General features: G+C 71.2%; 21 protein-coding genes. 8 read left to right on the forward strand and 13 right to left on the reverse strand.

Annotated features, from left to right (window positions below; all coding sequences use genetic code 11):
- Positions 1-37 precede the first annotated feature (37 nt).
- Complete coding sequence (locus tag BLR46_RS05740; RefSeq protein ID WP_218118361.1) at positions 38-1891, forward strand: ABC transporter ATP-binding protein; 1854 nt, start codon at positions 38-40, stop codon at positions 1889-1891.
- A 29-nt stretch (positions 1892-1920) separates the two neighbouring features.
- Here BLR46_RS05740 and BLR46_RS05745 read toward each other — a convergent pair whose 3' ends face one another.
- The 10 genes from BLR46_RS05745 to BLR46_RS05785 all read right to left on the reverse strand — a co-directional run bounded on the left by BLR46_RS05745 (position 1921) and on the right by BLR46_RS05785 (position 14622).
- The gene (locus BLR46_RS05745) at positions 1921-2823 is read right to left on the reverse strand and encodes a GTP-binding protein LepA (RefSeq protein WP_093249852.1); all 903 of its coding nucleotides are present in this window, start codon (positions 2821-2823) and stop codon (positions 1921-1923) included.
- A 98-nt stretch (positions 2824-2921) separates the two neighbouring features.
- Positions 2922-3638, reverse strand: coding sequence for an alpha/beta fold hydrolase (locus tag BLR46_RS05750; protein WP_093249853.1), 717 nt, complete (start codon positions 3636-3638; stop codon positions 2922-2924).
- Entirely contained in the window at positions 3635-4573 is a 939-nt protein-coding gene (locus BLR46_RS14840; protein ID WP_143008226.1) for an alpha/beta hydrolase, read from the reverse strand. The genes BLR46_RS05750 and BLR46_RS14840 overlap by 4 nt, the downstream gene beginning before the upstream one ends.
- A complete protein-coding gene (locus tag BLR46_RS14845) occupies positions 4552-5724 on the reverse strand; it encodes a hypothetical protein (RefSeq protein ID WP_143008227.1) in 1173 nt (390 codons plus the stop codon). The genes BLR46_RS14840 and BLR46_RS14845 overlap by 22 nt, the downstream gene beginning before the upstream one ends.
- Complete coding sequence (locus BLR46_RS05760; protein WP_093250738.1) at positions 5721-8201, reverse strand: glycoside hydrolase family 65 protein; 2481 nt, start codon at positions 8199-8201, stop codon at positions 5721-5723. Before BLR46_RS05760 ends, BLR46_RS14845 begins: the two co-directional genes overlap by 4 nt.
- Complete coding sequence (locus tag BLR46_RS05765) at positions 8201-8905, reverse strand: HAD family hydrolase (protein ID WP_093249855.1); 705 nt, start codon at positions 8903-8905, stop codon at positions 8201-8203. Before BLR46_RS05765 ends, BLR46_RS05760 begins: the two co-directional genes overlap by 1 nt.
- 48 nt (positions 8906-8953) lie before the next feature.
- Complete coding sequence (locus BLR46_RS05770; protein ID WP_093249856.1) at positions 8954-11890, reverse strand: glycoside hydrolase family 88 protein; 2937 nt, start codon at positions 11888-11890, stop codon at positions 8954-8956.
- Positions 11887-13299: an MFS transporter gene (locus BLR46_RS05775; RefSeq protein ID WP_093249859.1), complete on the reverse strand. Its 1413-nt coding sequence runs from the start codon at positions 13297-13299 to the stop codon at positions 11887-11889. The genes BLR46_RS05770 and BLR46_RS05775 overlap by 4 nt, the downstream gene beginning before the upstream one ends.
- Before the next feature lie 27 nt (positions 13300-13326).
- Positions 13327-14148, reverse strand: coding sequence for an Fpg/Nei family DNA glycosylase (locus tag BLR46_RS05780; protein ID WP_093249861.1), 822 nt, complete (start codon positions 14146-14148; stop codon positions 13327-13329).
- A 33-nt stretch (positions 14149-14181) separates the two neighbouring features.
- Positions 14182-14622 carry a ribose-5-phosphate isomerase gene (locus BLR46_RS05785; protein ID WP_093249863.1) on the reverse strand — a complete coding sequence of 147 codons (441 nt, stop codon included), beginning with the start codon at positions 14620-14622 and terminating at the stop codon, positions 14182-14184.
- A 50-nt stretch (positions 14623-14672) separates the two neighbouring features.
- Between BLR46_RS05785 and pepN the strand changes: the two genes are divergently transcribed.
- The 6 genes from pepN to BLR46_RS05815 all read left to right on the forward strand — a co-directional run bounded on the left by pepN (position 14673) and on the right by BLR46_RS05815 (position 22715).
- Positions 14673-17282, forward strand: a complete 2610-nt coding sequence (pepN, locus tag BLR46_RS05790; RefSeq protein WP_093249866.1) for an aminopeptidase N — start codon at positions 14673-14675, stop codon at positions 17280-17282.
- An 85-nt stretch (positions 17283-17367) separates the two neighbouring features.
- The gene (pyrR, locus tag BLR46_RS05795; RefSeq protein WP_093249867.1) at positions 17368-17880 is read left to right on the forward strand and encodes a bifunctional pyr operon transcriptional regulator/uracil phosphoribosyltransferase PyrR; all 513 of its coding nucleotides are present in this window, start codon (positions 17368-17370) and stop codon (positions 17878-17880) included.
- The gene (locus BLR46_RS05800; RefSeq protein WP_093249869.1) at positions 17877-18779 is read left to right on the forward strand and encodes an aspartate carbamoyltransferase catalytic subunit; all 903 of its coding nucleotides are present in this window, start codon (positions 17877-17879) and stop codon (positions 18777-18779) included. The genes pyrR and BLR46_RS05800 overlap by 4 nt, the downstream gene beginning before the upstream one ends.
- Positions 18776-20035: a dihydroorotase gene (locus tag BLR46_RS05805; protein ID WP_093249870.1), complete on the forward strand. Its 1260-nt coding sequence runs from the start codon at positions 18776-18778 to the stop codon at positions 20033-20035. The genes BLR46_RS05800 and BLR46_RS05805 overlap by 4 nt, the downstream gene beginning before the upstream one ends.
- A 150-nt stretch (positions 20036-20185) precedes the next feature.
- Positions 20186-22030 carry a putative nucleotidyltransferase substrate binding domain-containing protein gene (locus BLR46_RS05810; protein WP_176761680.1) on the forward strand — a complete coding sequence of 615 codons (1845 nt, stop codon included), beginning with the start codon at positions 20186-20188 and terminating at the stop codon, positions 22028-22030.
- Between the two features lies 1 nt (position 22031).
- The gene (locus tag BLR46_RS05815) at positions 22032-22715 is read left to right on the forward strand and encodes an exonuclease domain-containing protein (protein ID WP_093249875.1); all 684 of its coding nucleotides are present in this window, start codon (positions 22032-22034) and stop codon (positions 22713-22715) included.
- Here the strand turns inward: BLR46_RS05815 and cobB are convergent.
- Positions 22702-23400, reverse strand: coding sequence for a Sir2 family NAD+-dependent deacetylase (cobB, locus tag BLR46_RS05820; protein ID WP_093249878.1), 699 nt, complete (start codon positions 23398-23400; stop codon positions 22702-22704). The genes BLR46_RS05815 and cobB overlap by 14 nt on opposite strands.
- Before the next feature lie 12 nt (positions 23401-23412).
- Positions 23413-24240 (reverse strand): nucleotidyltransferase family protein, encoded by an 828-nt coding sequence (locus BLR46_RS05825; protein ID WP_093249880.1) that lies wholly within the window; start codon positions 24238-24240, stop codon positions 23413-23415.
- Between the two features lie 53 nt (positions 24241-24293).
- On the opposite strand from BLR46_RS05825, the gene BLR46_RS05830 reads away from it, so the two are divergent.
- Positions 24294-24935, forward strand: a complete 642-nt coding sequence (locus BLR46_RS05830; RefSeq protein ID WP_176761681.1) for a dienelactone hydrolase family protein — start codon at positions 24294-24296, stop codon at positions 24933-24935.
- Here BLR46_RS05830 and BLR46_RS05835 read toward each other — a convergent pair.
- On the reverse strand, positions 24925-25758 hold the full coding sequence (locus BLR46_RS05835) for an acyl-CoA thioesterase (RefSeq protein ID WP_093249885.1): 834 nt from the start codon (positions 25756-25758) through the stop codon (positions 24925-24927). The genes BLR46_RS05830 and BLR46_RS05835 overlap by 11 nt on opposite strands.

The raw sequence follows: 25758 nt of genomic DNA on the forward strand, positions 1-25758 counted from the left end.
GCTACGCGCCTGCGTTCGGCCCGAGGGGGTGGTGGCCATGGGCGACGAGCCGGAGCGCTCGCTGTCGCTCAGGGCTGCCGCGCGCGCACGACGGAGGTCGATGGGTCAGCTCACCAGCCTCGTGGCGACGAGCGTCGCCCTCGTCTGGAAGTCGGGGCGCGGACTGTTCGTGCTCCTGTTGGCGCTGCAACTGACTGCCGCGTTGGCGCTGGCCGGTCAGGTGCTAGCAGTCCAAGCGGTGCTCTCGGCCGTGCTCTCCGAGGTATCCGTGGGAGCCCTCGCGCCGCCCGTCCTCGTGCTGGCCGGGCTCTCGGCGCTGTCCCTCATCGCCACCGGGGTGCAGGGCCAGGTGCAGCGTCTGCTGGCCGAACGGGTGACCCGCTCGATGTGGCGGCGCGCCCTCATCGTCGCCACGGGGGTGGCCCTCCGCCACTTCGAGACGCCGGAGTTCTACAACCGGCTGAGCCGGGTGCAGACCAACGCCCTCACGCGGCCCTACCAGGTGACGCAGGGGCTCATGGGCATGGCCGGCGGGCTGGCGGCCTCGGTGGCCGTCGCCGCCGCCCTCGCCACCGTGTCGCCGATCCTGCTCCCGCTCGTCGTCCTGGGCGGCGTGCCGGTCCTCCTGACCAACCGCCGCGAGTCGCGCCTGGAGTTCGACTTCGCGCTCGAGCAGACGGTCACGGTGCGGTGGCGCGAGTACTTCACGGTCCTCCAGACTGGACGCGACGAGGCCAAGGAGGTGCGAGCCTTCGGCCTGTCGGCCTGGCTGATGGAGCGCTTCGAGCGGCACTACGACGCCTACCAGCGCGACCTCGTCGGCCATGTGCGCCGCCGCACCGTGCTCACGGTGCTGGGCCAGCTCGGTGCCGCGCTGGTGCTCCTCGTCACCCTCCTGGTCCTCGTGTGGCTCATCGCGCAGGGACGTATCGGGGTCGCGGGGGCCGGTGCCGCCATCGTCGCCATCCGGATGCTGGCCACGCAGGTCCAGTCCCTGTTCAAGGGCGTGCAGGTGGTCTTCGAGTCCGGCCTGTTCCTCGACGACCTGGACCGCTTCCTGTCCCTCGGCACCGCCGCCGCCGAGGAGGACCGCGGCGACGAGGCACCCTCCTCGTTCCGGCGGATCGTCGCCGAGGATCTCCACTTCCGTTACCCGGCGGCGGAGACCGAGGCGCTGCGCGGCGTCAGCGTGGAGCTCCGCGCCGGGGAGGTGGTGGCGCTCGTCGGGGAGAACGGCTCCGGAAAGACCACCCTGGCCAAGCTCCTCGCCGGCCTTTACGAGCCCGACAGCGGCGCCATCCTCTGGGACGGGCGGGACGTCGCGGAGTTCCGGCCATCCAGCCTCCGGCAGCGGGTGAGCGTCGTGTTCCAGGACTTCGTCCGCTACGCCTTCTCCGCCGGGGAGAACATCGCGATCGGCCGCGCCGACGCACCGCCCGATCCCGACCGGGTGCGGGCGGCGGCCCGAGCCGCGGGCGCAGAGGAGACGATCGAGTCGCTGCCCGAGGGGTTCGACCAGCTGCTCTCCCGGTTGTTCCCCGGGGGACGCGAACTCTCGGGCGGCCAGTGGCAGCGTCTCGCGCTCGCCCGCTCCTTCTACCGCGACGCCCCCCTCGTCATCCTCGACGAGCCGAGCGCCTCCCTCGACCCCCGCGCGGAGCACGCCCTCTTCTCCTCGCTGCGCGACGCGCTGCGAGGCCGGACGGCGCTGTTCATCTCGCACCGCTTCTCGACGGTCCGCGGCGCGGACCGGATCTACGTCCTCCACGACGGGCTGGTGGCGGAGTCCGGCAGCCACGAGGAGTTGATGGCACGCGACGGGCGCTACGCCGAGCTCTACCGGCTGCAGGCGGGCGCCTTCCTCGAGTCCGGGGGTGACCGGGACGCGTGACCCGGCGTTGCCGGACCACGGCTGGTTCGCTACGAGGCCCAGGAGAACGAGGAGCGGCGCGGCCGCGAGAAGTCGCCCTGCCCGCGGTACACCTCGATCGCCTCCCGCAGCGCCCGCAGGATGTAGGGCGGGAACTGCATGCCCTGGTCGTGGGCGTTGAGGATGCTCCACTCGATGCGGCCGATCTCCCGCGCGAAGAGCTCCAACTCGTCGTCGAAGTTGAGGGCGACGAGGACCTCACCCATCTGCGCCTTCCACTTCTCGTTCTTGTTCGTCCCCACCAGGCTGAAGCTCGAGGACCGGAGCAGACGGGTGAGGAACAGCTGCCAGGGCCGGAGCTCGCCGTCCTGGACCATCTTCTCCGCCGACATCCGGTAGAACGCGAAGTGCCCCGGCTCCTGGCGCTTGATCGGCTGGACGATCGTATTCGAGATCGCGTGCTCCCCCATGGCGTCCAGTCCCCGGATGAAGTGGCTGTAGGCGAGGACCGCCTGGCGCTCGGTCGCCGCGCCGGTGATGTAGTAGAGCATCCGGACCACGTCGTGGATCGGTTCCAGGTGCGAGAGCGCGCCGAGCAGCTTCATCTCGGCCGGCACCACCATGTACGGCTCGTCCGCCTCGATGCCGATGTCGGCCTGGAGCTGGTCGAGGACGTAGCCGTGCGCCATCTCCTGGTCGTACCACACGTCCTGGTAGAAGAGCTTGTCGACCGCCGACGCCCTGGGCAGGAGCGTGAGTAGTTCGAGGACGTTGCGGTCCACCTCCAACTCCACGCGGGCCAGGTAGTTGATGACCCCGGCGAAGCGCGAGCGCACGGCATCGGGGTCGATGACGGTGCGGTCCACGGAGCCGAGGGCGATGGGCGGATGCTCGTCGCCCAACCGGAGTACGAAGTCCCTGAGTGAACTGTCGGTGATGCGCGCCCTCGCCATGCCCCGATGCTATCGACAACGCGCCGAAATGCCACTTGACCACGGCGTCTCCCACGATCAGGTGACGAAAGGGCAAACGTGGGGTGACGGCCGCCGCGTCAGGACCGGATGAACGACTCGGCGACCCGGTTGAGGATGGCGGCCAGTTCCTCGGGGTGGGTCATGGGGAGGACGTGGCTCGCGCCCTTGACGAGGTGGATCGTCGTCCCCGGCACTTGCGCGGCGTACTGCCGCGCATGGATGCGCATCTGGTCGAACTGGCCGTTGACCAGGACGACGGGGCACTCGAGGTCGCGGAGGTTGTGGGGTCCGCAGCGGCCGAACACGAGCGCCCACGCGTCGGCGAGCGCCTCGTACGACTCGGGACCGGGGTAGTCGGCCTTGATGCCCAGCGCCCGGTACATGACGTTGGCGATCTTCGTCATCCGCTCGAAGCCCACCACGGGCAGCACCTTCGCGAAGCCCTTGTAGATCGACGCCAGCGGCGACGAGGGGTCGGCCGTGGTGCCCACGAGGACCAGCCCCGCCAGTTCTGCGGCACGCCCGGACTGGGTCAGGTGTTCGGCGTACATCGCCGCGAGGTAGCCGCCGAGGCTGTGCCCGCCGAGGATGACGGGCTGGCCGGGTCGGGCCGTGGCGATGGCCTCGTCGAAGACCCCGATGACGGACTCGTAGTCGACGGGCTGCCCCTGCCGCGTCCCGTGTCCCGGCAGGTCGATCGGGAACAGCTCGGCGGCGGGGACCAGCTCGTCGTAGCCGTTCCACTGCGCCCTCGTGGTTCGGGTGCCGTGGGCCAGCACCATCAGCGGCCTCATGTGTGCTCCCGGAGGAAGCGCAGCACCTGCATCCGCAGGTCGTGCCGGTTCCAGAAGTCGGGGTGCGAGTGGCCGATCCCCTCGACGACGATCAGCCGCTCGTCGACGCCGAGCTCGTCGAGTGCCCGCGCCATGCGCAGCGACTGCCCCCAAGCGACGACGCAGTCGCTGGTCCCGTGCAGCATCAGGCTGGGCACGGCGCTGCGGGTGGCTCGGAGCGCCGGGCTGGCGGAGCGGACGAGCGCGAAGTGCGCAGGGTCGACGGGATCGATGCCGCCCAGCAGCGTCCCCATGGACGAGCGGGGCCCGGTCACACCGACGTCGCAGCCGCTGGCGAGCCGGTCCTCCCAGTACTTCGTGGCATCGGTGGGCCCGTAGAAGCTCACGACCGCGCGCACGCCGTCGTCCAGCCCCTCCTGGCCGTCGTGCGAGAGCCGCTCGTCGCCGATCGACGTCCCCACCATCAACGCGAGGTGTCCCCCCGCAGAGTCGCCCATCATCACCATCCGTTCCGGGTCGATACCGAAGTACTCCCCATGATCGCGCAGGTACCCAAGCGCGGACTTCACGTCCTGCACCTGCACCGGGAAGGTGCCCCCGCCGACGAGCGTGTAGTTGACGCTCGCGACGGCGAACCCCTGGCTGACGAGGAACTCCGTGTACTGGCCCAGCGCCCCGTCGGGGTGGACGAGCGCCTTGTCGCCGAACGCCCACGAGCCGCCGTGCATGAACACCACGACGGGGACGCCGTCGGCCCCGGGGGGCGTGTACACGTCGAGCCGGTGCCGCGGGTTCTCGTCGGGGAGGTAGGCGACGTCCCGGTACTGCCGGATCGGAGTGCGGGCGAGTTCCGTCGACCACACGAGCCCCGCGACCACCAGCAGGGCGGCCAGGACCGGCAGGATCGTCCGGGCTAGGCGAACAGGGAGAGCCATGCCACCGCCTCCGGGTCCAGTGTCTGCGAGGCGCGGCTCAGGGCCCGCGCGTGGACGAGCGCGACGATACCTCCGATCCGCGCGCCCAGTGCCGTGTCGCCCATCCCCGCCAGCCAGAACCAGACGGCCGCCAGCTCGCGCTCGGCGCCGTCCGGGTACTGCGACATGACCCGGCCGAGCCCGAAGCGACGCAGCCCCTCCACCGCCTCCCGGCCCAGCTGGACCCCGACGAGGCACCCCACGTCGACCAGCCCCCGGCTGAGCAGCGCGATCCGGGTCGGCACGTCGGCGCCCTCCACCAGCCGCGCGGCGGCCGAGCGGGCCTCGTCGAACGTGGGCAGCCCGTAGTCGACGGCGCGGGCGGCGGCGAGCGTGCCCCACAGGGTCGGCGTCTCGAGTGCGGCGGCGAGGCGGACGTCGAGCTCGTCCACGTCGACGTCGCGGGGCAGCAGCGTCGTCAGGTAGCTCCAGAGGTCGTCGGGTGCCCCGGCCCGGGCGGCCTCGACGAGCTCGAGCCAGTCGAGGAACCAGCCCACCTCCAGCTGCGTGATCCCCGTCGGGCCGCCGACCTGCGCCGTGTGCAAGCCGGGTTCGCCGACCAGCAGGAAGCCCGCGTCGGTCTCCACCGCGTCGACCCCGGTCACCACGCCGTCGGGGAGCGCCAGTTCGATCTCCTCGCCGAGCGGGACATGCCGGCGCGGCGGGAGCCAGCGGGGCTCCATCGGGGCGTCCAGGAGATCGCCCTCGAAGCGCTCGAACACCCAGACGCTCGACAGCGGGTGCCCGGGCGCGACGACGAGCGGCTCGGCGAACAGTCCCATCGAGTCGGCGGAGCCCGACGCGTAGCCGCGCTTCTGCTGCGCGATGACGGGCCCCCGGCCGGTCAGGGCGACGATCTCCCCCGACGCGCCCCCGAGCCACGGGATGAGGGGGTGGTCGGACTCGATGTGCAGCCGCGGGGCCGGGGCGCTGGCGATCCCCGCGGCGGGGAGGACGTCGACCTCGAGCCGGCCGCGCTCGGCGTCGCGCCATCGCACCACCAGTTGGAGCCCGGAGGCGTGGGACCATCGCAGCGCGTCCTCGTCGTCGACGCGCCGCCACTCCCCCGGCACGTCGAGCCGGAGCACGAGGCCGTGGTAGGTGAAGATCAACTCTCCGTCGATTCCGGCACCACGGCCTGGATGACGCTGCCGTCGTCGCGGACCTTGCCGATCACGGGGTGGCTCCCCTCGAGCGACTTGAGCCGCGGGCCCTGGTCGGCGAGCGGGACGGCGACGCGGGCGCCCGGCGCGACGGTGAACTCCTCGCCGCGCACCGACAGGGTGACGGGTTGCCCGTCGACCACCTCGAAGGTGATGCGCTCCTTCTCGAGCCCCACCTGGAGGCGGGAGCCGCGGTATTGCAGTCGGTAGGACAAGGAGCGCCACTGTTCGGGGAGCCGCGGGTCGAACGAGAGGTGCCCGCCGTGGTCGCGCATGCCGCCGAAGCCGTGGACGAGCGCGTTCCACACCCCGCCCGTGGAGGCGATGTGGACGCCGTCGCGGGCGTTGGCGTGGAGGTCGGCCAGGTCCACGTACAGGCCGGTGAGGAAGTAGTTCATGGCCATGTCCTGGTACCCGACCTCTGCCGCGATCAGCGACTGCACCACGCTGGAGAGGGTGGAGTCGCCGGTCGTGATCGGGTCGTAGTACTCGAAGTCGGCGCGCTTCTCCTGCGCGCTGAACTGGTCGCCCTGCAGGAAGAGGGCGAGCACGACGTCAGCCTGCTTCAGCACCTGGAAGCGGTAGATCACGAGCGGGTGGTAGTGCAGCAGGAGGGGCCGCTTGTTGTCCGGGGTGTGCTCGACGTCCCACAACTCCGACTGCAGGAACTTCTCGTCCTGCGGGTGGATGCCGAGGGTCTCGTCGTAGAGCACCAGCATGCCCTCGGCGCAGCGCTCCCACTCCACGATCTCCTCCTCGCGGAGGTTGAGCGTCTCCTCGAGTCGGGCGTAGGCGTCGGGGTCGTCGCGCCGGATGTCGCGCATCAGGGCGGCGGCGTTGCGGAGGTTGGCGCGCGCCATCACGTTGGTGAACATGTTGTTGTTCACCACGGCGGTGTACTCGTCCGGGCCGGTGACGCCGTGGATGTGGAACTCGTCACGGCCGGAAGCGCCGCGGCGCCAGAAGCCGAGGTCGGCCCACATGCGAGCGGTCTCGACCATGACCGCCGCCCCGTCGCGGTGGAGGAACTGCGTGTCGCCGGTGGCCCAGCCGTACTTCGTGACCGCGAACGCGACGTCCGCGTCGATGTGGAACTGGGCGGTGCCGGCGGCGTAGTAGGCGGACGCCTCCTCGCCGTTGATCGTGCGCCAAGGGAACAGCGCTCCCTTCATCGACAGCACCGCCGCCCGCTCCCGGGCCTGCGGGAGGAGGTTCACGCGGTAGCGGAGGACGTTCCGGGCCACGTTGGGCATCGTGTAGATGAGGAACGGGACGAGGTAGATCTCGGTGTCCCAGAAGTAGTGGCCCTCGTAGCCGGAGCCTGAGACGCCCTTGGCGGCGACGCCGAGCTGGTCGCTTCGCGCGGCGTTCTGCGCCAACTGGAAGAGGCACCAGCGCACCGCCTGCTGGATCGCCGGCTGGCCCTCGATGACCACGTCCGCATTTTCCCAGTAGTCGTCGAGCCATTCGCGCTGGAGGCGCTGGAAGTGCTCGAAGCCCAAGTCGCGGACGCGGTCGAGGTTGCGGCGGCACCGGTCGATGAGCTCCCTCGCCGGCACGCTGCGGGACACGTGGTAGGCGACCGCCTTGCGCAGGCGGATCGGCTTGCCGGGCTCGGCCTCGACGGTGAAGACCGCCTTGCCGCGGTCGGGTTCCGTGGAGGAGGCGACACCGTACGTGTTCTCGGTCTCGAAGTAGTGGTCCACCGCCACGCCGATGGTCATTCCGGAGTTCGCGGCCCGGAACCCTAGCGCCATCCGGTTGCCGGACGCCGTGTTGAACTGTGGCTCGAGGACCCGCCACGCGAACCCGTTGGCACGCCTCGGGTCGAAGCCGGCAGGGTTGTCGTCGGGCGTGCGGTACTCGGAACCGCCGTCCTGCCGGTTGACGATCTGGGAGCTGATCACGACGGGCGCGTTGCCGTCGAGCAGTTCGATCTCCAGCTCGTAGAGGGCGATCGACCGGTCGGTGAAGGAGACCATCCGCGTGGTGTCGATGCGGACCCGCTTGCCGGCCGGCGTGCGCCAGACGAGGCTGCGGGTCAGGCGGCCCTGCCGCATGTCCAGGGCGCGTTCGTAGCGTTCGAGGTCGGCCACCGAGAGGGTGAGCGGCTCGGAGTCGACGTAGATCTTCATCAGCTTCGTGTCGGGGACGTTGATGATGGTCTGCCCGGTCTGCGCGAAGCCGAACGCCTCCTCGGCGTGCTGGATGCGCCAGGTCTCGTGGAAGCCGTTGATGAAGGTGCCGTGGGCGTAGCAGTCGCGCCCCTCCTCCGGGTTTCCGCGCATGCCGAGGAACCCGTTGCCGACCGTGAACAGGGTCTCGGTGGTGCCGAGGTCCCTGTGGCTGTACTCGGTCTCGACTAATCGCCAGTCCTCGATCGGGAAGCGGGAGCGGTTGAGTGGGTCGGCGCTCACCTCACGGATCACAGGAGCTCCTCCAAGTCCTGGACGACGAGGTCCGCGCCTGCCTCCCGCAGCGCCGACTCACCGGCGCCCCGGTCGACGCCGACCACGAGGCCGAACTCGCCCGCCGCCCCGGCCTGGACCCCGGAAATCGCGTCCTCCAGCACGACGCAGCGCGAGGCCGGGGCGTCGAGCAGCCCAGCGGCGCGCAGGAAGGTGTCGGGCTCGGGCTTGCCGAGCAACTGCTCCTCGGCCGAGCGCAGCCCGTCGACGACGACCGGGAAGTACTGGTCGAGGCGCGCCGCCTTCAGCACCGTGGCTGCGTTCTTCGAGCTCGACACGACGGCCAGGCCGACGCCCGCAGCGGCGAGCTTCTCGATGAGCCGCGCCGAACCTGGATAGGGCTGCACGCCGTCGCGGGTGAGGATCTCGTTGAAGCGGGCGTTCTTGGCGTTGCCGAGCCCGCAGACCGTCGGCTCAACGGGGTCGTCGGAGGGCAGACCCTCGGGGAGGCTGATGCCACGCGCCTGTAGGAAGTCGCGGACCCCGTCGTAGCGGGGCTTCCCGTCGACGTACTGGTAGTAGTCGTCGTCGGTGTAGCGCGGCTGGTCCGGGGGCAGGAAGGCGTTGAACATCTCGCTCCACGCGCGCATGTGCACCTCCGCGGTGGGCGTGATGACCCCGTCGAGGTCGAAGAGGGCAGCTGAGTAGGCGCTCCAATCCATGCGATCCAGCGTAGTGGCTGGAAAGCGCGCGGCTCAGGAGGCGGATCGTCAGGCCGGGCCGTCCTGTGCCTCGAGGGCGGCCAGGACGTAGGCGGCCACGCCCCAGGGATGGTCGCGCCCGGTGGGGACGAGGAGGTACCCGAGCCGCCCGAACACGGGCAGTGGGATGGTGGGACCGGAGATCTCCGGCAGGTGGACCGCACCGTCGCGCCGCTCCACGGCCCGGGTGACCGCGTCGAGCGCGCGGAGCGCGGGCCCGCGGTACTCCTCCGGCAGGTGACCGGCGCGGACGGCGTGCGACCAGCCTGCGCTGATCAGCGCGGTGGCGGACAGCTCCCGGTAACCGCCCGGGCGCGGCCCGAGGACGGTGGGCCAGGTGCCGTCGGGCCGCTGCCGGTCGCGCAGCGCGGCGCTCGTGCGGCGCAGCAGGTCGACGATCGGCCCGCGCTCGGGATGGTCCGGGGGCAGCGCGTCGAGGATCATCGGGAGGGCCGCGACGACCCAGCCGTTGCCCCGCGCCCAGAAGGACCGCGGATGGGGGCGCCCGGCCCGCGCCCAGTAGGAGTGGTGCCAGAGGTCGGTGCCCGGGTCGAGCATCCTCCGTGCGTACTGTGCGGGCTGCCGTGCGGCGGTGTCGACGAGGCGGCGGTCCCCCGTCGCGGCCCCGTGGAGCGCGGGGAACACGCTGAACATCATCAGCGAGTCCACCCACACCGACCGCGGGTAGAGCCGGTTCCAGGCCGAGCGTCCCAGGTGGTTGACGGCGTCGTCGACCACCCTCGGCGCGGTGCGGATGTAGTCGACGGCCCGCTCGGTGAGTGGGGCGAACTCGTCGTACCCCCGCTGCTGCAGCGCGAACGTCACGAGTGCAGGCGCGACATGGTCCGAGTAGTCGATGCGTGGCGGGTGCGCCAGGTGGTGCCGCGCGTACCGGAGCAGGTGTTCGCGGTACCTCGGCTCCCCCAGTTGCTCGTCGAGGCGGCCCAGCGCGTAGCCGAAGAGCGCCGGCCCCCACATCCAGGGAGCCACCTCCCTCTGGCGGGCGACGAGGGAGTCGCACAGTTCCACCGCCGTGCGGAGCGCACGTTCGGCGACGTCGCTCCCCCGCTCGGCGCTTGCCCGCGTCGCGGCGTCAGTGCCGCGCGGCGACGCCTCCCAGGTGTGTCCGCCGCAGGTGACCTCGATGCGGTCGGGGAAGCGCGGCGCCGCCCCCCAGGGGGAGTCGAGACGCGGATGATGGGCGGGCACGGGCACGCTGTCCGCACGGAGCCCTGACCGGTCGAGCCGGTGGCGGCCCACGACGAGGTGGCCGCGCCGCCCGCGGTCGAGCGCCACGACCGTCGCCGCGAGGTCGGCGCAGAAGCGGTCGAAGTCGCCGTCCAGGTGTGCGTCACCCACCTTCACCGTCCAGCCGGTCACCGAGCCGGGCGCGACCAGTTCGTCCGGGGAGGAGCCCTCGACCAACGACACGGTGGAGATCACGCCGACGTACCCGTCGCCGCAGCGGGCCGCGAGCCAGTCCCCTCCCCCTGCGTGACGGCCGCGCCGGGACTCGTCGAACCGCGTCGTGGGCCAGTACAGGTGCGTGTGGCGCTGCCGCCGGCGCTCGAGGAAACCGCCACGCACCCGCAGGTCCCACAGCGCGAGCAGGACACGGCCGTCCTGGCCCAGGTACGGGTTGATGCCGTTGCCCACCCAACGCGACGGGGAGACGTTGCGGGCGGCGTCGTCGAACATCGGTACGCCGGGGTGCGTCGCGAAGACCGGCACCGGGCCCGGCAGCGTCGCCTGCCACAGGTGCTGCTGGTCGCCGAAGCCGCCCGGCTGGTGGCGCTGGGCGCTCGACAGCTGCACGTGCGGGGTGCGCCAGGTGGTGACGTCGGCGCGCTGGATCGCGACTCCCTGCGTCGCGGGGTTCAGGAGCCTGACCAGTGCGGGTAGCAGCGGCGCCGGCACGCGGGAGAAGGATCCGAGCGGGGCGAGGAACCGGTTGTCCCGCAGGCGCCAGCGGCGCAGGAGGTCCATCGTGACGCGGATGGACTCCGGCGTGGTGAACGCCTCCATCAGCCAGAAGAAGAGCCCCGGCCGCTCCGACGTGGCGCTCCCCAGCCGCTGGGCTACCTCGCCGACGTCGAGGCCGAAGCTCTGCCGCACCGTCTCCCCCGCGGCGGAGGGCCTGGAGTTCGCCACGGCGACGATGGCGGCGGGGGTCTCGTAGGAGCTGGTCAGGAACAGCCCTGCCAGGCGTTCGAGTGGGCGCGACCCTGCGCGCCCGAAGGCGTGGTCGGCGATGGGAGTGATCTCGGCCGACTCCGGCCACAGCTTCTGTTGCTCGTACGCCCGCCCGGCCGAGGCCGCGAGGACGCCGTCGAAGCGGTGCAGGGCGACGTCGAGCAGCAGCAGGTCGAGCGTGGTCCGCGCCGCCTCGGTCAGGGCGGGATCCCGGCACAGGTCCACCATGAGGGCGAGCGCCGCCGCGTCCTCCTCGTAGTAGGTGGGCGAGAGCCACTCGGTGTACCCGAAACGGAGGCGGTCGGCGTACCAGTCGGCCAGGCGTGCTCCCGCCCGGGCCATCCGGTCGCGCCCCGTCAACCGCCGGCCCCCGGGCCCCGGGTTGGTGAACACGTCGTCGGGGTAGCGCTGTCCGGCGAGGTACTCGGCCGTCGCGAACACCACCTGGTGGTTCTCGGACCAGAAGCACATCGAGTCGGACCCCGCCTCGTCCATCCAGTAGCGGAAGCCGAGCAGGGTCGAGCGGATGCGCTCTCGGAGCCCGCCGCTGACGTGCGGGTTGTCGGCGTGCGCGACGCGCAACAGCGTCAGGACGCGGAAGTCGGCGCAGTCCAGCCGGGCGTCGACGAAGTCGCAGAGCCGCTCCACCGCGCGCTCGTCGACGGATTCACCCGCGAGGAGGCGGTCGAGGTCGGCGAGCCCGGGCGGCCCACCGACGAGGGGGCCGTCGAGGGCGGGTGCGGGGTGCCTCATGGAGCGACCAACCCGTCGGCCCGGCGACGGGCGAGCTCGGCCTGCTGCTGGAGGCAGACGGCGCGGGTCAGCGGGTAGCGCCTGGCGATGAGCCAGCCCGCACTCAGCAGCGCGATGATGCCGACGAGCATGAACAGGCGGAGGCCCCAGACCGCACCCGCCGGTTGCGTCGGCACCTCGCTGCCGACGGGGGCGACGTAGCCGCTCACCTGCAGCACGAGGCCCAAGATCTGCAGGACGATCGCCGCGGCGATGCCGCGGCTGAAGGTCATGAGGCCCGAGTACGAGCCGGCATTGCGCCGGCCGGTCTCCAGCTCGGCAGCGTCCAGCACGTCGGGGAACATCACCCAGCTCATCAGCTGGGCGCCGGCCATGCCCGCCGCGAGCACGAACGCCAGCACGTAGACCAGCGGCACGGGCCCGTCGGAGGGGAACAGCGCCACTCCAGCCGCGCCCAGCAGCGCGAGCGGGATCAGCGTCGCGTACACCTTGTGCTTCGACGTGAAGCCCACCAGCCAGGTGACGATCGGGAACGCGATCACGTTGATCGCGATGAAGATGCCGAGGAAGACCTGCGAGTTCGCGCCGGGCACGACGTAGAGGGCGTAGTAGAGCACCGTCGCGGAGACGATGTCCATGGCCAGCGAGTGGCACAGGTACATCCCGAGGAGCCGCCGGAAGGGTCGGGTGCGCAGCGGTGCGATGAACGCCCGCGGCCGGAACGGCTCGTGCCCGGCCGGCTGGGGCGTGCGCTCCCGGCAGAACAGCGCGACGCCCAGCATGCACAGCGTGAACACCGAGCCGAAGCCGAGCACGATGCCGCCGTAGAACTCGCCCAGCTCGATCGCGTCCGCCCGGTAGAGGTCGAACAGCCGGGCGGCGAGCAGCGTGACGGTGGCGGAGGAGACCGTCGAGAAGAGCAGCCGGGTGGTGTTGACCTTGTTGCGCTGGTCGTAGTCGGTGGTGATCTCCGTCGACATCGACGCGTACGGGACCGCCATCACGGTCTGGACGGTGTTGTAGACGATGTAGCTCGCCATCGCCCACAGCATCTTGCCGATCTGGGAGTCGAAGGGTGCGACGGGCAGCCAGAGCAGCGCCATCACCGGCAAGAGCGCCACCGCCCCGGCGAGGATGAACGGGCGACGCCTTCCCCACCGCGTGCGGACGCGGTCGGAGATGGCCCCCATCAGCGGGTCGTTGACCGCGTCCCACAGTTTCGCGACGAGCACCGCGGTGCCGGCCAGCCCGGGCGCGAGCCCGATGATGTCCGTGAGGAAGATGAGGTAGAGGACCGCGATGAGCGACGATGCTCCCCCGGCGAAGACGTCCCCGGCCGCGAACGTCAGGCGTTCACGCACGGTGATCTCGGATGGGCGCTGGCTGCGGACGGTGGCGGCGTTGCTCACGCGCCCAGTCTCGCATGCGGGCGCGGCTCAGGCGGCGTGCTTGCGCCGTTGGCAGCGCGGGCACCAGTAGAGGTTCCTGCCCTCGAGCAGCCTGGAGCGGATCTCGGTGCCGCAGACGAGGCAGGGCTGCCCCTGGCGCCGGTAGACGTACACCTCGCCGCCGTGCGGGTCGTCGCGTGCGGGACGGCCCTGCGCCTCCGGGGTGTGCTCGTCGAGGACGGTGTCGATCCGGCCCTGCCGCACCCCGTCGGCCATGAGCGCCGCGAGGTCGGCGTAGATGGTGCGCCACGTCCTGGGCGTGATCTCCCGGCCGGGCACGTCGGGGTCCAGCCGGTGACGGTAGAGGACCTCGGCGCGATAGATGTTGCCGACCCCGGCGGCGATCCGCTGGTCCATCAGGAGCGCGGCGATGGGCTTGCCCGAGCGCCGGAGCCGGTCGTAGCCGACGGCGGGGTCCATGTCGGTGCGGATCGGGTCCGGGCCGGAGGACGCGAAGACCTCCTCGCGCACGTCGGCCCCGACGAGGCGGCACCACTGCGGGCCGCGCAGGTCGGCGGCGGTCCGGCCGTCGTCGACGCGGAGGCGGACGGCCCCGCGGGGCGGCGCGGACGGGGCGAGCTGCAGCTTGCCGATGAGCCCCAGATGGATGTGGACGTAGTCCGGGCCGGGCACGTCGAACCGCAGGAACAGGTGCTTGCCGATGGCCTCGGTCGCGATGAGTTCGGACCCGTCGAGGTGGGCCGCCTCGACGGCGAACCTGCCCTGTGGCGAGGAGATGGCGAGTTCCTCGCCCATGAAGGTGTCGCCGAGCGCACGGGCGAGACGGTGGATGACGTGACCCTCTGGCATGGTCAGGAACCTACCAGCGGAGCCAGGACCGGCTCAGGCCTCGTACTGGGCGATCTGGTCGATGCGGCGCTGGTGGCGCTCGTCGCCGCTGAACGGGGTGTCGAGGAAGGTCTCCACCATCGCCCATGCCTCCTCGAGCGACTGCATGCGGCCACCGAGGGAGAGGATGTTCGCGTCGTTGTGCTGCCGGGAGAGCTTCGCGATCTCGGGGTTGTAGGCGAGCGCCGCGCGCACGCCCCGCACCTTGTTGGCGGCGATCTGCTCGCCGTTGCCCGAGCCGCCGAGCACGATGCCCAGCGTCCCCTCCGCCACCACGGCCTCGGCGCACGGGATGACGTAGCCGGGGTAGTCGTCGGTGGCCACGTACTCATGGGCGCCGTGGTCGACCACCTCGTGGCCGGCCTCTTCCAGCCGCTGCACGAGGTAGTTCTTGAGCTCGAACGCCGCATGGTCGGTAGCTATGTGAACACGCATGGGGCCAACTATTCCACGACGGCAACCGCGCGTGCACTAGGCTCAGCCCCATGCCGACAGCGAACATCACAAGGGACGAGGCGCGTCAGCGTTCCGAAATCGTCACCGCCCGTTCATATGACGTTCATGTGGATCTGACGGGCCGCGACGTCCCGGAAGCCGAGCGCCAGTTCGTCTCCACCACGACGCTCCGCTTCGAATCCCGCGCCGGCCGGACCCACATCGACCTCATCGGCGACGAGGTCCGCAACGCCACGCTCGACGGCGAGCCGATGGACGTCAGCGGCTTCGACGGGTACCGCCTGCCGTTGGACGTGGAGGCGGGTGAGCACGTCGTCGAGATCACGGCCGTATGCCGCTACTCCCGCTCCGGCGAGGGCCTCCACCGCTTCGTGGACCCCGCCGACGACCGCGTCTACCTCTACACCCAGTTCGAGACCGCCGACGCCCGCCGGATGTACGCGACGTTCGAGCAGCCGGACCAGAAGGCCACCTTCCAGCTGACGGTGGATGCCCCGTCGCACTGGCTCGTCTTCTCCAACGCCGCGGCCGTGGAGCCGCAGGACCTGGGCGACGGGTTCGGGCGCTGGGTGCACGAGCCCACCCCGGTGCTGTCGACGTACCTGACCGCACTCGTGGCCGGGGAGTACCACGTCGTGCGCTCGACGATCCAGTCCGCCTCGGGCGAGCTGGCGGCCTCCGTCGCCTGCCGGCAGTCGCTGGCCCAGTACCTCGACCACGAGCGGATCCTCGAGACCACCCAGCGCGGCTTCGAGGTGTTCGAGGTCGCGTTCGACGTGCCCTACGCCTTCGGCACCTACGACCAGGTCTTCGTCCCCGAGTACAACTTCGGGGCCATGGAGAACGCCGGCTGCGTCACCTTCCGTGACGAGTACCTCTTCCGCTCCCGCGTGACCGCCCGCGAGCTCGAGGCCCGCGACAACACCATCCTGCACGAGCTCGCCCACATGTGGTTCGGCGACCTCGTCACCATGCAGTGGTGGGACGACCTGTGGCTCAACGAGTCCTTCGCCGAGTGGGCCTCCCACTACGCCGCCGACGAGATCCAGCGTCGCCACGGCGGGGACGCCAACCCGTGGGCGTCGTTCAGCAACGAGCGGAAGGCGTGGGCCTACACGCAGGACCAGTACCCCACCACCCACCCGATCGCCTCCGACTCCTCCGACCTGGAGAAGGTCGAGCAGAACTTCGACGGCATCACCTACGCCAAGGGCGCCTCGGTGCTGAAGCTGCTGGTGTCGTTCGTCGGCCAGGACGCGTTCCTCGCCGGGGTGAGCGACTACTTCAAGAAGCACGCCTACGGGAACACGGTGCTGGCGGATCTGCTGCACGAGCTGCAGGAGGCCTCCGGGAAGGACCTGTCGTGGTTCGCCTCCGAGTGGCTGGAGACGGCCGGCGTCAACACGCTGCGCGCCGACTTCGCCCTCGACGCCGACGGCCGCTTCACCCGCTTCGACCTCGAGCAGTCGGCCCATCCCGACTGGCCCACCCTCCGCACCCACCGGGTCGGGATCGGGGTCTACCGCGACGGGGAGCGCAAGCACTACGTCGAGGCCGACGTCACCGGGGAGCGGACGCCGATCGAGGCGCTCGTCGGCAAGAAGCGCCACGACATCGTCCTCGTCAACGACGGCGACCTCACCTTCGCGAAGGTCCGGCTGGACGACGAGTCCCTCGCCGCCCTGCGCACGCCGCTGGCCGACCCCTTGGCGCGCGCCGTCACCTGGACCGCCCTGTGGGACATGACCCGCGACGGCGAACTCGCGCCGCAGGACTACATCGAGCTGGTGCTCGCCGGGCTGCCCACCGAGCACGACATGGCGGCCGTGTCCGCGCTGCTGAACCAGGCGGGCGCCGCGTCCACCGCCTACACGGCCCCCGAGCTGCGGGACTCGGTCAACAAGTCCTTCGTCGCCGGCCTCGCGCGCCTCCTCAAGGAGGCGGAGCCCGGCTCCGACAAGCAGGTCATGCTCGCCAAGGCGCTCATCGCGGTGAGCCAGTCGCCCACCGCCGTCGAGTTGATCAAGGGCTGGCTGCACGACGAGGAGGTCCCCGCGGGCCTGGCCATCGACACGGCCATGCGCTGGGCCATCGTCGGCACGCTGGCTCGGCTGGGCGCCATCAGCGCCGACGAGATCGAGGCGGAGCGCACGGAGCACGACAACACGTCCGCCGGTGCCGAGCAGGCCGCCGGGGCGCGCGCCGCGCTACCGGTGCTCGAGGAGAAGGAACGCGCCTGGCACCTCGCCACCGCCGACCCGGACGTGCCGAACGAGACGCACCGCAAGGTCTGCGCCGGGTTCTGGCAGTACGGCCAGGACTTCCACTTCACGCGCCGCTACCTGGATCTCCTCGGCGAGATCAGCCGCAAGGAGGGCTCGTGGGCCGAGCGTGGCTACGCCGCCATCTCCGCGGCCGTGCGCTGGTTGTTCCCCTCGCCGCAGGTCACCCCCGAACTGGTGGACCGGATCGATGGCTGGGTGCGGGACAATGAGCCCAGCCAGCAGGTGCGCCGCATCGTCACCGAGCGTCTGGACGACGCGAGGAGGGCGCTGCGCGCGCAGCAGAAGAGCCTAGTCGTCGCGGCGGGACCAACCCCGAGCGAGCACCAGCACCGTGATGAGAGCGAAGGCCGCTAGGGGCCCCACAACCAACAGCAAGAGGTAAGCCAGCTCCGACATCTGCGGGGCTTCCGGCCAGCCAGGCAAGGTCTCGAGGAGGATCATGCGAGCAGCCTACCTGATGAACGATGAGGAGGTCAGTCTCGCACTGACCCGTATGACGCACGAGCTCGTGGAGCTGAACCGGGGCCGGAACTTCCTGCTGCTGGGCATCATCACGCGCGGCGTGCCCCTCGCCCACCGCATCGGACACCAACTGGGGGTGGAGGTCGGTGAGCTCGACATCACCATGTACCGCGACGACCTCCGGTCCCAGCCCACACGCCGTGCGCAGCGCTCCAAGCTGCCGCCCATCGACGACCGGGTCGTGGTCCTCGTCGACGACGTGCTCTACTCGGGCCGGACGGTGCAGGCCGCGCTGCTCGCGCTGGCCGACGTCGGCCGACCCAGGCGCATCGAGCTGATGTCGCTCATCGATCGTGGCCACCGTGAACTCCCGATCCAGGCGGACATCGTCGGGCGTAGGATTCCGACGGCCAAGAACGAACGGATCGTCGTGCACCTCGAGGAGCTCGACGGCGAGGACGCGGTCCTGATCGAATCGGAGCACCGGTGAAGCACCTGACCAGCATCAACGACCTGACGCGGGACGACGCGTTGTCGATCCTCGAGCTGGCCACGGAGATGCACGACGTGCAGAACCGTGAGGTCAAGAAGCTGCCGGCCCTGCGCGGCCGCACCATCATCAACCTCTTCTTCGAGGACTCGACGAGGACCCGCTCGTCCTTCGAACTCGCCGCCAAGTGGCTCTCCGCGGACTCGATCAACATCTCCGCGAAGGGCTCGAGCGTCAGCAAGGGCGAGTCGCTGCGGGACACGCTCCTCACGCTCGACGCCATGGGGATCGACGCGATCGTCATGCGGCACGCCGGGTCGGGCTCCGTGCACCAGGCGAGGGGGTGGGTGCGCGCCTCGATGATCAACGCCGGCGACGGCACCCACGAGCACCCGACGCAGGCGCTGCTCGACGCCTACTCCATGGGCACCGACCTGGAGGGGAAGCTGGTGTCGATCACCGGCGATCTCCTCCACTCCCGCGTGGTCCGGTCGAACGTGCTGCTGCTGGAGAAGCTGGGCGCGAAGGTGGTGCTCGTCGCGCCGCCGACGCTGATGCCGCCCGGCGTGGAGCACTGGGCCGCCGAGATCTCGCACGACTTCGACGCCGTCCTCCCCGACGTGGACGTGTGCATGATGCTCCGGGTCCAGCGCGAGCGGATGCAAGGCGGCTTCTTCCCCAGCGAGCGCGAGTACATCGCCCTCTACGGGCTCACCCCGTCGCGGCTGGCGAGGCTCAAGCCGGACGCGAAGATCGCCCACCCCGGGCCGATGAACCGCGGACTGGAGATCTCCTCGTCGGCGGCGGACGATGCGCGCTCGATCGTGCTCAACCAGGTGTCGGCCGGTGTCGCCGTGCGGATGAGCGTGCTGTACCACCTCTTGGCAGGAGAGTCATGAACCACGTGATCAGCGGGGCCGCGTTGCCCGACGGCACCCGCACCGACCTGTTCGTCCGCGACGGGGTGCTCGTCGACGAGGCGCCCGCGGGCGCGGAACGCATCGACGCCGAGGGCCTGGTGGTCCTCCCGGGCCTGGTCGACCCGCACACCCACCTCCGCGAGCCGGGGCGGGAGGACGCGGAGACGGTGGCGTCCGGGTCGGCGGCCGCCGCCCGCGGCGGCTACACCGCCGTGTGCGCCATGGCGAACACGCGGCCCGTCACCGACACCGCGGAGAAGGCGGAGCACGTCTTCGACCTGGGCGTGTCCGCCGGGCTGGTGGAGGTCGCGCCCATCGGTGCGATCACGAAGGGGCTGGCCGGTGCCGAGCTGGCCGAACTGGCCCTGATGCACCGGTCGCGCGCGAAGGTCAACATGTTCTCCGACGACGGCGCGTGCCTGATGGACGCCCAGCTGATGCGTCGCGCGCTCGAGTGGGTCAAGCCGTTCGGCGGCGTGATCGCGCAGCACTCCCAGGACACCAACCTCGCCGGGGCGAGCGCCTGCTGCCACGAGTCGGAGATCTCCGGCCGGCTGGGCCTCGACCCGTGGCCGCCCGTCGCCGAGGCGGCGATCATCGCCCGCGACGTGATGCTCGCCGAGGCCACCGGGTCGCGGCTGCACGTCTGCCACATCTCCACCGCCGAGGGCGTGGAGGTGGTGCGCTGGGCGAAGTCGCGCGGCATCCGGGTGACCGCGGAGGTGACGCCGCACCACCTGCTGCTCGGCACCGAGAGGGTGGAGGGCTACGACACGACGTTCAAGGTCAATCCCCCGCTGCGCACGTCCGAGCACATCACGGCCGTGCGGGAGGCGCTCGCCGACGGCACCATCGACATGGTCGGCACCGACCACGCCCCCCACGCGCCGCAGGACAAGGACCACGCGTTCGTCGACGCCCGGCCCGGGATGCTCGGGCTGGAGCAGGCGCTCGCCGTCGTCATGGAGGTGCTGCTCGACGAACTCGGCTGGGAGGGGGTCGCCGACCGGATGAGCCACGCACCGGCGAAGCTGGCCGGCCTCGTCGCACAGGGACGTCCGCTGTCCGTGGGCGAGCCCGCGAGCCTGGTGCTCGTCGACCCGGCCTCCCGCGCGGTCGTCGACCGCGCCGCCTCATCGTCGCTCAGTCGCAACAACCCCTACCACGGCCTCGAGCTGCCCGACCCCGTGCAGCTGACCATGTGGCGGGGCAAGGTCACGTACCAGCGGGGCTGACAGGAGTCCGCCGCGCAGGCGGCAGGTACCGCAGACGCACAGACGGCAGGTGCTCCCGGTACGTCGAGTCCGCCGCACAGCGTGCCGGTGCCTCGGCCGAACCGGCCGTATCCTGCCCCCGACGGGTCGCGGTGCGCGACGATGGTGCACATGGATGTCGAAGTCGCCGAGGTCGTTGATTTCCTCGCACAGCACGCGCCGTTCAGCGAGCTGACCGGCGCGGAGCGACGGGCGCTGGCGAAGGAGCTCAGCATCCGCTACTTCCGACGGGGCACGGTGGTCATCGAGTCGGGCGCCCCGAACCACTCGCTCTACATCATCCGGTCCGGCGCCGTCGACATCGCCGAGGGCGGCCAGGACCTGGTCGACCGCGACGAGCCCGGCGACTCCTTCGGCAGCTCGTCGCTGCTCAGCCGCAGCCCGTCGCGATACCGGGCCACGGCCGTCGAGGACACCCTCGCCTACGTCCTGCCCGGCCACCGCTTCCAGCAACTGATGCGCGAGTCGGATCCTGTGCGGGACTTCTACACCCCGCGGCAGCGCGGGCGCCTCAGCCAGTTGGCCCGCGAGCTCCAGAAGTCCGACGACTCCATCCTGCGCCTCGACGCGGGCGACATGATCGTGCGGGCGCCCATCGCCGCGCCGCCGTCCACCAGCATCCGTGAGGCGGCCGAGATCATGACGCGCGAGCGCGTCTCTGCGCTGCTGATCAACGAGGGCGACCAGCTCGTCGGGATCCTCACCGACCGCGACCTGCGGTCGAGGGTCGTCCTCCAGGGGGTCCCGAACACCGAACCCGTCTCCTCGGTGATGACGCGCAACCCGGTCCGCGTGTCGCCGGAGATGAAGGCGTTCGAGCTGCTCATGGTGATGACCTCGAAGAAGATCCACCACCTGCCGGTCGTGCGCGACGGCAGGGCCCTCGGCCTGGTCTCGGCCGGCGACCTGATGCGACTGGAGAGCTCCAACCCCGTGGTCCTGATCGGCGAGATCGGCCGCAGGAACGACCCCGAGGGCATCGCGGAGGTCGCCCGGCAGGCGCCGAGGCTCGCCGCGCAGCTGCTCGACCAGGGCGCGAACGCCGACGACGTCTCCCACGTCCTCACGGCCATCGCCGACGCGATCACCGGCCGGCTGATCCAGTTGGTGGAGATCGACCGCGGCCCCGCACCCCACCCGTGGTGCTGGGTCACGCTGGGTTCGCAAGCACGTCATGAGCTCGGCTTCGCGTCGGACCAGGACCACGCGATGGTCATCGCCGACGAGGCCACCGACCTGAGCTGGTACGAGGAGGCCGCCGAGCGCGTGGTGGCGGGCCTGGAACTCGCCGGGCTCAAGCGTTGCCCCGGCGGCGCGATGGCCACCAACTGGCACCTGCGCTCGCGGGAGTGGCGCAGGCAGTTCGCCCAGTGGGTCAACGAGCCCGAGTCGAAGGCCGTCCTCCACGCGCAGATCTTCTTCGACGCCCGCCCCGTGCACGGTGACTTCACCCTCTTCGACGAGTTGGTGGGCGGGGTCGTCTCCGGGGCCCAGCACGCGCAGCGCTTCCTCGGGCACCTCGCGGCCATGGCCGTGCGACGGGAACCCCCGCTGACGTTCTTCCGCGGCTTCGTCCTGGAGAACTCGGGTGCGCACAAGGACCAGTTCGACATCAAGGCGGGCGGCCTGCACGCCATCATCGAATCGGTACGGGTGCTCGCCCTCGCCGCGGGCGTCACCGAGCCCGCGACGCTGACACGGATCGAGGCGCTGCGCGCGGCAGGAAGGCTCAACGACGACACGGCGGCGGAGCTGAGCGATGCGTTCGAGTTCATCAGCTTCCTCCGTCTGCGCCACCAGGCCGAGCTGATGGCGAGGAACGAGCCCGCGAACAACTTCATCGCCCCCGACCAGCTGAGCACCGCCGAGCGCCGTCACCTGCGCTACGCCTTCACTGCGGTGCGACAGATCCAGCAGACGATCCAGTACCAGTGGCAGACCCACCTGATGAACTGACATGGCCCTCTTCCGCGGATCGCACGAACGCCGACGTCGCCACGGGCTCGATCGGGCCCCCGAGGGACCGGTGCGCGACTTCCTGGCGGTCCCCGCGCCCTCGCCACGCACCCCCCTGGGCGACCTGCCGCTGCTGGCCATCGACCTCGAGACGACCGGCCTCGACGCGGAATCCGACCGCATCCTCAGCATCGGGTTCGTTCCCGTCGACGGGCGGGAGATCCGCCTCGGCGGGGCCCGGGAGATCGTGGTGCGGGCGGGCTCGGGCGAGGGTGTGGGCGACAGTGCCACGGTGCACGGCCTCACCGACGACGTCGTCGCGGCCGGCGTGCCCCTCACCGACGCGCTGGCCGCGACCCTGCGCGCGCTGGAGGGCAGGGTGCTGCTGGCGCACCATGCCGCCATCGAGACCGGCTTCCTGGCCCGCGCCTGCGAGCGCGCGTTCGGCGCGCGGCCCTTGTTCGTCGCCGTCGACACCGTCCTGCTGGGCCGCGAACTCCTGGCGCCGGGCGACGAGGACGTGCCCCCCGGGCGGCTCCGGCTCGACGCGCTGCGCTCGCAGTTCGGGCTGCCGCGGTACCGGGCGCACAACGCCCTGAGCGACGCCCTCGCGTGCGGGGAGCTCTACCTCGCGCTCACCCAGGAGCTCGGCGCCACACGGCTCCAGCAGGTCAGCGTCCGCTGAGCAGCTCCTCCACCCACTCGGGGACGGTCCTCGTCGCGGGGCCCTCCCGGACCTCCGAGAAGAGCGAGCGCGACGGCTCGAGGTTCAGTTCGACGGTGCGGGCGCCCATCGAGTCGGCGAAGTGCACGAACCCCGCGGCCGGGTAGACGTTGCCCGACGTGCCGATGGCGGCGAACAGCTCGCAGCCGGCCAGTTCCTCCTGGATGCGGTCCATCTGCAGCGGCACCTCGCCGAACCACACCACGTTGGGCCGCAGCCGTCCCGCCACGCCGCACACCGGGCACGCGGTGCTGCCGTCCACGTCGCCGCGCGTCTCGACCGCCAACCCGCAGGCGAGGCAGCGCGACGTGAGCAGCTCGCCGTGCATGTGGATCACGTCGGACGAGCCGCCGCGCTCGTGGAGGTCGTCGATGTTCTGCGTCACGACCAGCACCTGACCGGGCAGCTCCCGCTCGAGCCGGGCCAGCGCCCGGTGGGCGTCGTTGGGCTGCACCCCCTCGGAGAGCAGCTGCCGACGCCGCATGTTGTAGAAGCGGTGCACCAACGCGGGATCGCGTTCGAACGCCTCGGGGGTGGCGACGTCCTCGACGCGATGCTCCTCCCACAGCCCGTCGGCCGCGCGGAACGTGCGGATCCCGGATTCCGCAGAGATGCCCGCACCGGTCAAGATCACTATTCGCGCCATGGCCCCATCCTGTCAGGCCGCACCGACAGTCCCCTGGACCGGGTCGGCGACGTAGACATTGCCGAACCGGTCGCGGATCTCTCCCACCGACGCGACGCCGGGCGGACTCGTCGCCCCCTCGAGGAACACGGACCCCACGACCGGGCCCCCCGGCCGCGCCGTCGGGTGCACGACGGCCTTCGCGCCGCTGACCTCGAGGTTGGCTCGGATGAACTCGTCGGGCGTGCCGCAGTCGAAGGCGCGGGCATCGGTCTCGACGAGCTGCAGCCGCTCCCCGGCGGGAGCCCAGACCGTCTCGTACAAGCCGGCCGGCTCGGCGGGCAGCGAGGCGGCGACACCACCGGGGAGCAGGCTGGCGCCGACGAAGCGGCGCGTCCCGAAGTCGCTCGGCCGGCCGACCTCACGCACCAGCAGGCGCGCCGACCGCCGGTCCCAACCCGCGACGAAGTCGTCGGGGATGTACTCCAGCCAGGTGTCGCTGTTCAGGATGAGGACGTCGCGCCCGTCCAGCCACGCAGCGAGGTTGCCCACCGCGCCGGCCGTCCCCAGCAGCCGCTCCTCGTGCGAGACGCGAACGCCCCACGGCTCGACGAAACGCTCCACCTGGTCCGCCAGGTGGTGGCTGTTCACGGCCACGGCGTACGTGAAGCGGCGGGCGAGCCGCAGCGACCTCGCCAGGAGCGGTTCGTTGTCTACGGTGAGCAGCGGCTTGGGCACGTGGTCGGTGAAGGGCCGCATGCGCGTCCCGAGGCCGGCCGCCAGCACGAGGCAGGCAAGCCCCTCGTCTTGGAGGGGGGCGTCGGAGGAACGGGCGGGGCGGTCGTCGGGCGAGATCGTCACGGGCCCAGTGTGCCAAAGCCCGGGCTGGTTGAATGGTGGACGAGGAGGCACGAATGAGCATCGAGACGACGGACGACCTCGCCACCCGCTGGTTCGGCACCACGGGCGCACCTTTGGTGGTCCTGCTGCACGACTACATGGGACGACTGCCCTGGCTGGACGAGTACGCGGAGCGCGTGGCGGCCGAGGGCTACCACGTCGCGGTCCCCGAACTCCACGGCGGCCGCCGCACCACCGATCCGCAGAAGGCCGTGCAGTTGCTGCGCGCCCGCTACCGCGACGTCCCCGGCGCGCTCCGGATCATCGACGACACCGTCCGCGCCGGGCTCGCCGAGGGCAGCCCGAGCGTCGGGCTCGTGGGCTTCTCGATGGGGTCCGCGCTCGCGCTGGAGTATGCCGGCACCAGCGACGACGTGGCCGGCGTCGTCGCGCACTACGGCCGCCCGCTGCACGAGGACCTCGAGGTGCGGGTGCCGGTGCTGTTCCAGCAGGGCTACGACGACGTCGACGACCGCGGCGCCCCGGCGGAGCGGTTCCGCGACCGGCTCCTGGGGATCGCCGAGGTGGAGGTGTACACCTACGACGCCCGTCACGGCTTCGCCAACGAGCAGAACGCGGAGAAGTTCGACCCGGCCGCGGCGGCGGCCGCCTGGGAGCGGACGCTCGGCTTCCTGCAGGCCTACGTCAGGGTTTGACGAGGAAGCCCTCGAGCCGCGACCGGTTGGGGAGCTCGGTGGGCCGCCCCTTCAGGTCCGCGCACACCACCACCGTCCGGCCACGCGCGAGGAGCGCCCCGTCCGGGGCCATGATCTCCGCCGCCGACGTGATCGACGTGCGCCCCAGCGCCACCGGCGCGGTGTGCACGACCAGCGGCTGCAGCGAGTGCTCGATCTGGGCGATGTAGTCGATGTCCTGCCGCACCACGAGCCAGAGGTGGAGGCTCTCACCGGTGCCGGTGCGCGCGAGCGTCGGGTCCCACTTCGGGGACACCTCGATGCGGGCCTGCTGGAGGTACTCGAACGCCATGACGTTGTTGACGTGCGCGTAACGGTCGAGGTCGGTCCAGCGGGTGGGGTGCAGCGTCCGCGTGCCGCGCCCGTCGAGCGGGGGCGCGGTGAGCGGGGTGAAAGGTTCCCAGTCCACCAGGTGCGGTTCGAGGTGTCGGCGCATGCTGGGCGACAGCCGGGCCGGGCGCTGCTCGTCGAAGTCGAACGCGGCGAGCAGCGTGCGCGCCTCGGCCACCACCTGGTCGAACTGCGTCAGGACGTACCCGATCTCCACCTGCGCCCCGCCGAGCCGCGTCACGCCCATCTCCACCTGGACCGGCGTCTCGGAGTACTCGATGGGGCGCCGGAACTGCATCTGCTGGCGCACGACGACGACGCCGTGCTCCAGCAGGCCCGACTCGGCGAAGAGCTGGACGCGCGCCTCCTGCAGGTAGTCGGCGATGCGGGCGTTGTTCACGTGCCCCTGCACGTCCATGTCGGACCAGCGCAGGGGCACCTCGACGTGCGGCAA

Origin of the sequence: Tessaracoccus oleiagri (assembly GCF_900103275.1) — a bacterium.
Classification (GTDB): domain Bacteria; phylum Actinomycetota; class Actinomycetes; order Propionibacteriales; family Propionibacteriaceae; genus Arachnia; species Arachnia oleiagri.

Bases quoted from the DNA above. Each gene is read 5' to 3' on its own strand.
- BLR46_RS05740 (WP_218118361.1), top strand. From the start codon at position 38: ATGGGCGACGAGCCGGAGCGCTCGCTGTCGCTCAGGGCTGCCGCGCGC.
- BLR46_RS05745 (WP_093249852.1), bottom strand. From the start codon at position 2,823: ATGGCGAGGGCGCGCATCACCGACAGTTCACTCAGGGACTTCGTACTC.
- BLR46_RS05750 (WP_093249853.1), bottom strand. From the start codon at position 3,638: ATGAGGCCGCTGATGGTGCTGGCCCACGGCACCCGAACCACGAGGGCG.
- BLR46_RS14840 (WP_143008226.1), bottom strand. From the start codon at position 4,573: ATGGCTCTCCCTGTTCGCCTAGCCCGGACGATCCTGCCGGTCCTGGCC.
- BLR46_RS05765 (WP_093249855.1), bottom strand. From the start codon at position 8,905: ATGGATTGGAGCGCCTACTCAGCTGCCCTCTTCGACCTCGACGGGGTC.
- BLR46_RS05770 (WP_093249856.1), bottom strand. From the start codon at position 11,890: ATGAGGCACCCCGCACCCGCCCTCGACGGCCCCCTCGTCGGTGGGCCG.
- BLR46_RS05780 (WP_093249861.1), bottom strand. From the start codon at position 14,148: ATGCCAGAGGGTCACGTCATCCACCGTCTCGCCCGTGCGCTCGGCGAC.
- BLR46_RS05785 (WP_093249863.1), bottom strand. From the start codon at position 14,622: ATGCGTGTTCACATAGCTACCGACCATGCGGCGTTCGAGCTCAAGAAC.
- pepN (WP_093249866.1), top strand. From the start codon at position 14,673: ATGCCGACAGCGAACATCACAAGGGACGAGGCGCGTCAGCGTTCCGAA.
- pyrR (WP_093249867.1), top strand. From the start codon at position 17,368: ATGCGAGCAGCCTACCTGATGAACGATGAGGAGGTCAGTCTCGCACTG.
- BLR46_RS05805 (WP_093249870.1), top strand. From the start codon at position 18,776: ATGAACCACGTGATCAGCGGGGCCGCGTTGCCCGACGGCACCCGCACC.
- BLR46_RS05810 (WP_176761680.1), top strand. From the start codon at position 20,186: ATGGATGTCGAAGTCGCCGAGGTCGTTGATTTCCTCGCACAGCACGCG.
- BLR46_RS05815 (WP_093249875.1), top strand. From the start codon at position 22,032: ATGGCCCTCTTCCGCGGATCGCACGAACGCCGACGTCGCCACGGGCTC.
- cobB (WP_093249878.1), bottom strand. From the start codon at position 23,400: ATGGCGCGAATAGTGATCTTGACCGGTGCGGGCATCTCTGCGGAATCC.
- BLR46_RS05830 (WP_176761681.1), top strand. From the start codon at position 24,294: ATGAGCATCGAGACGACGGACGACCTCGCCACCCGCTGGTTCGGCACC.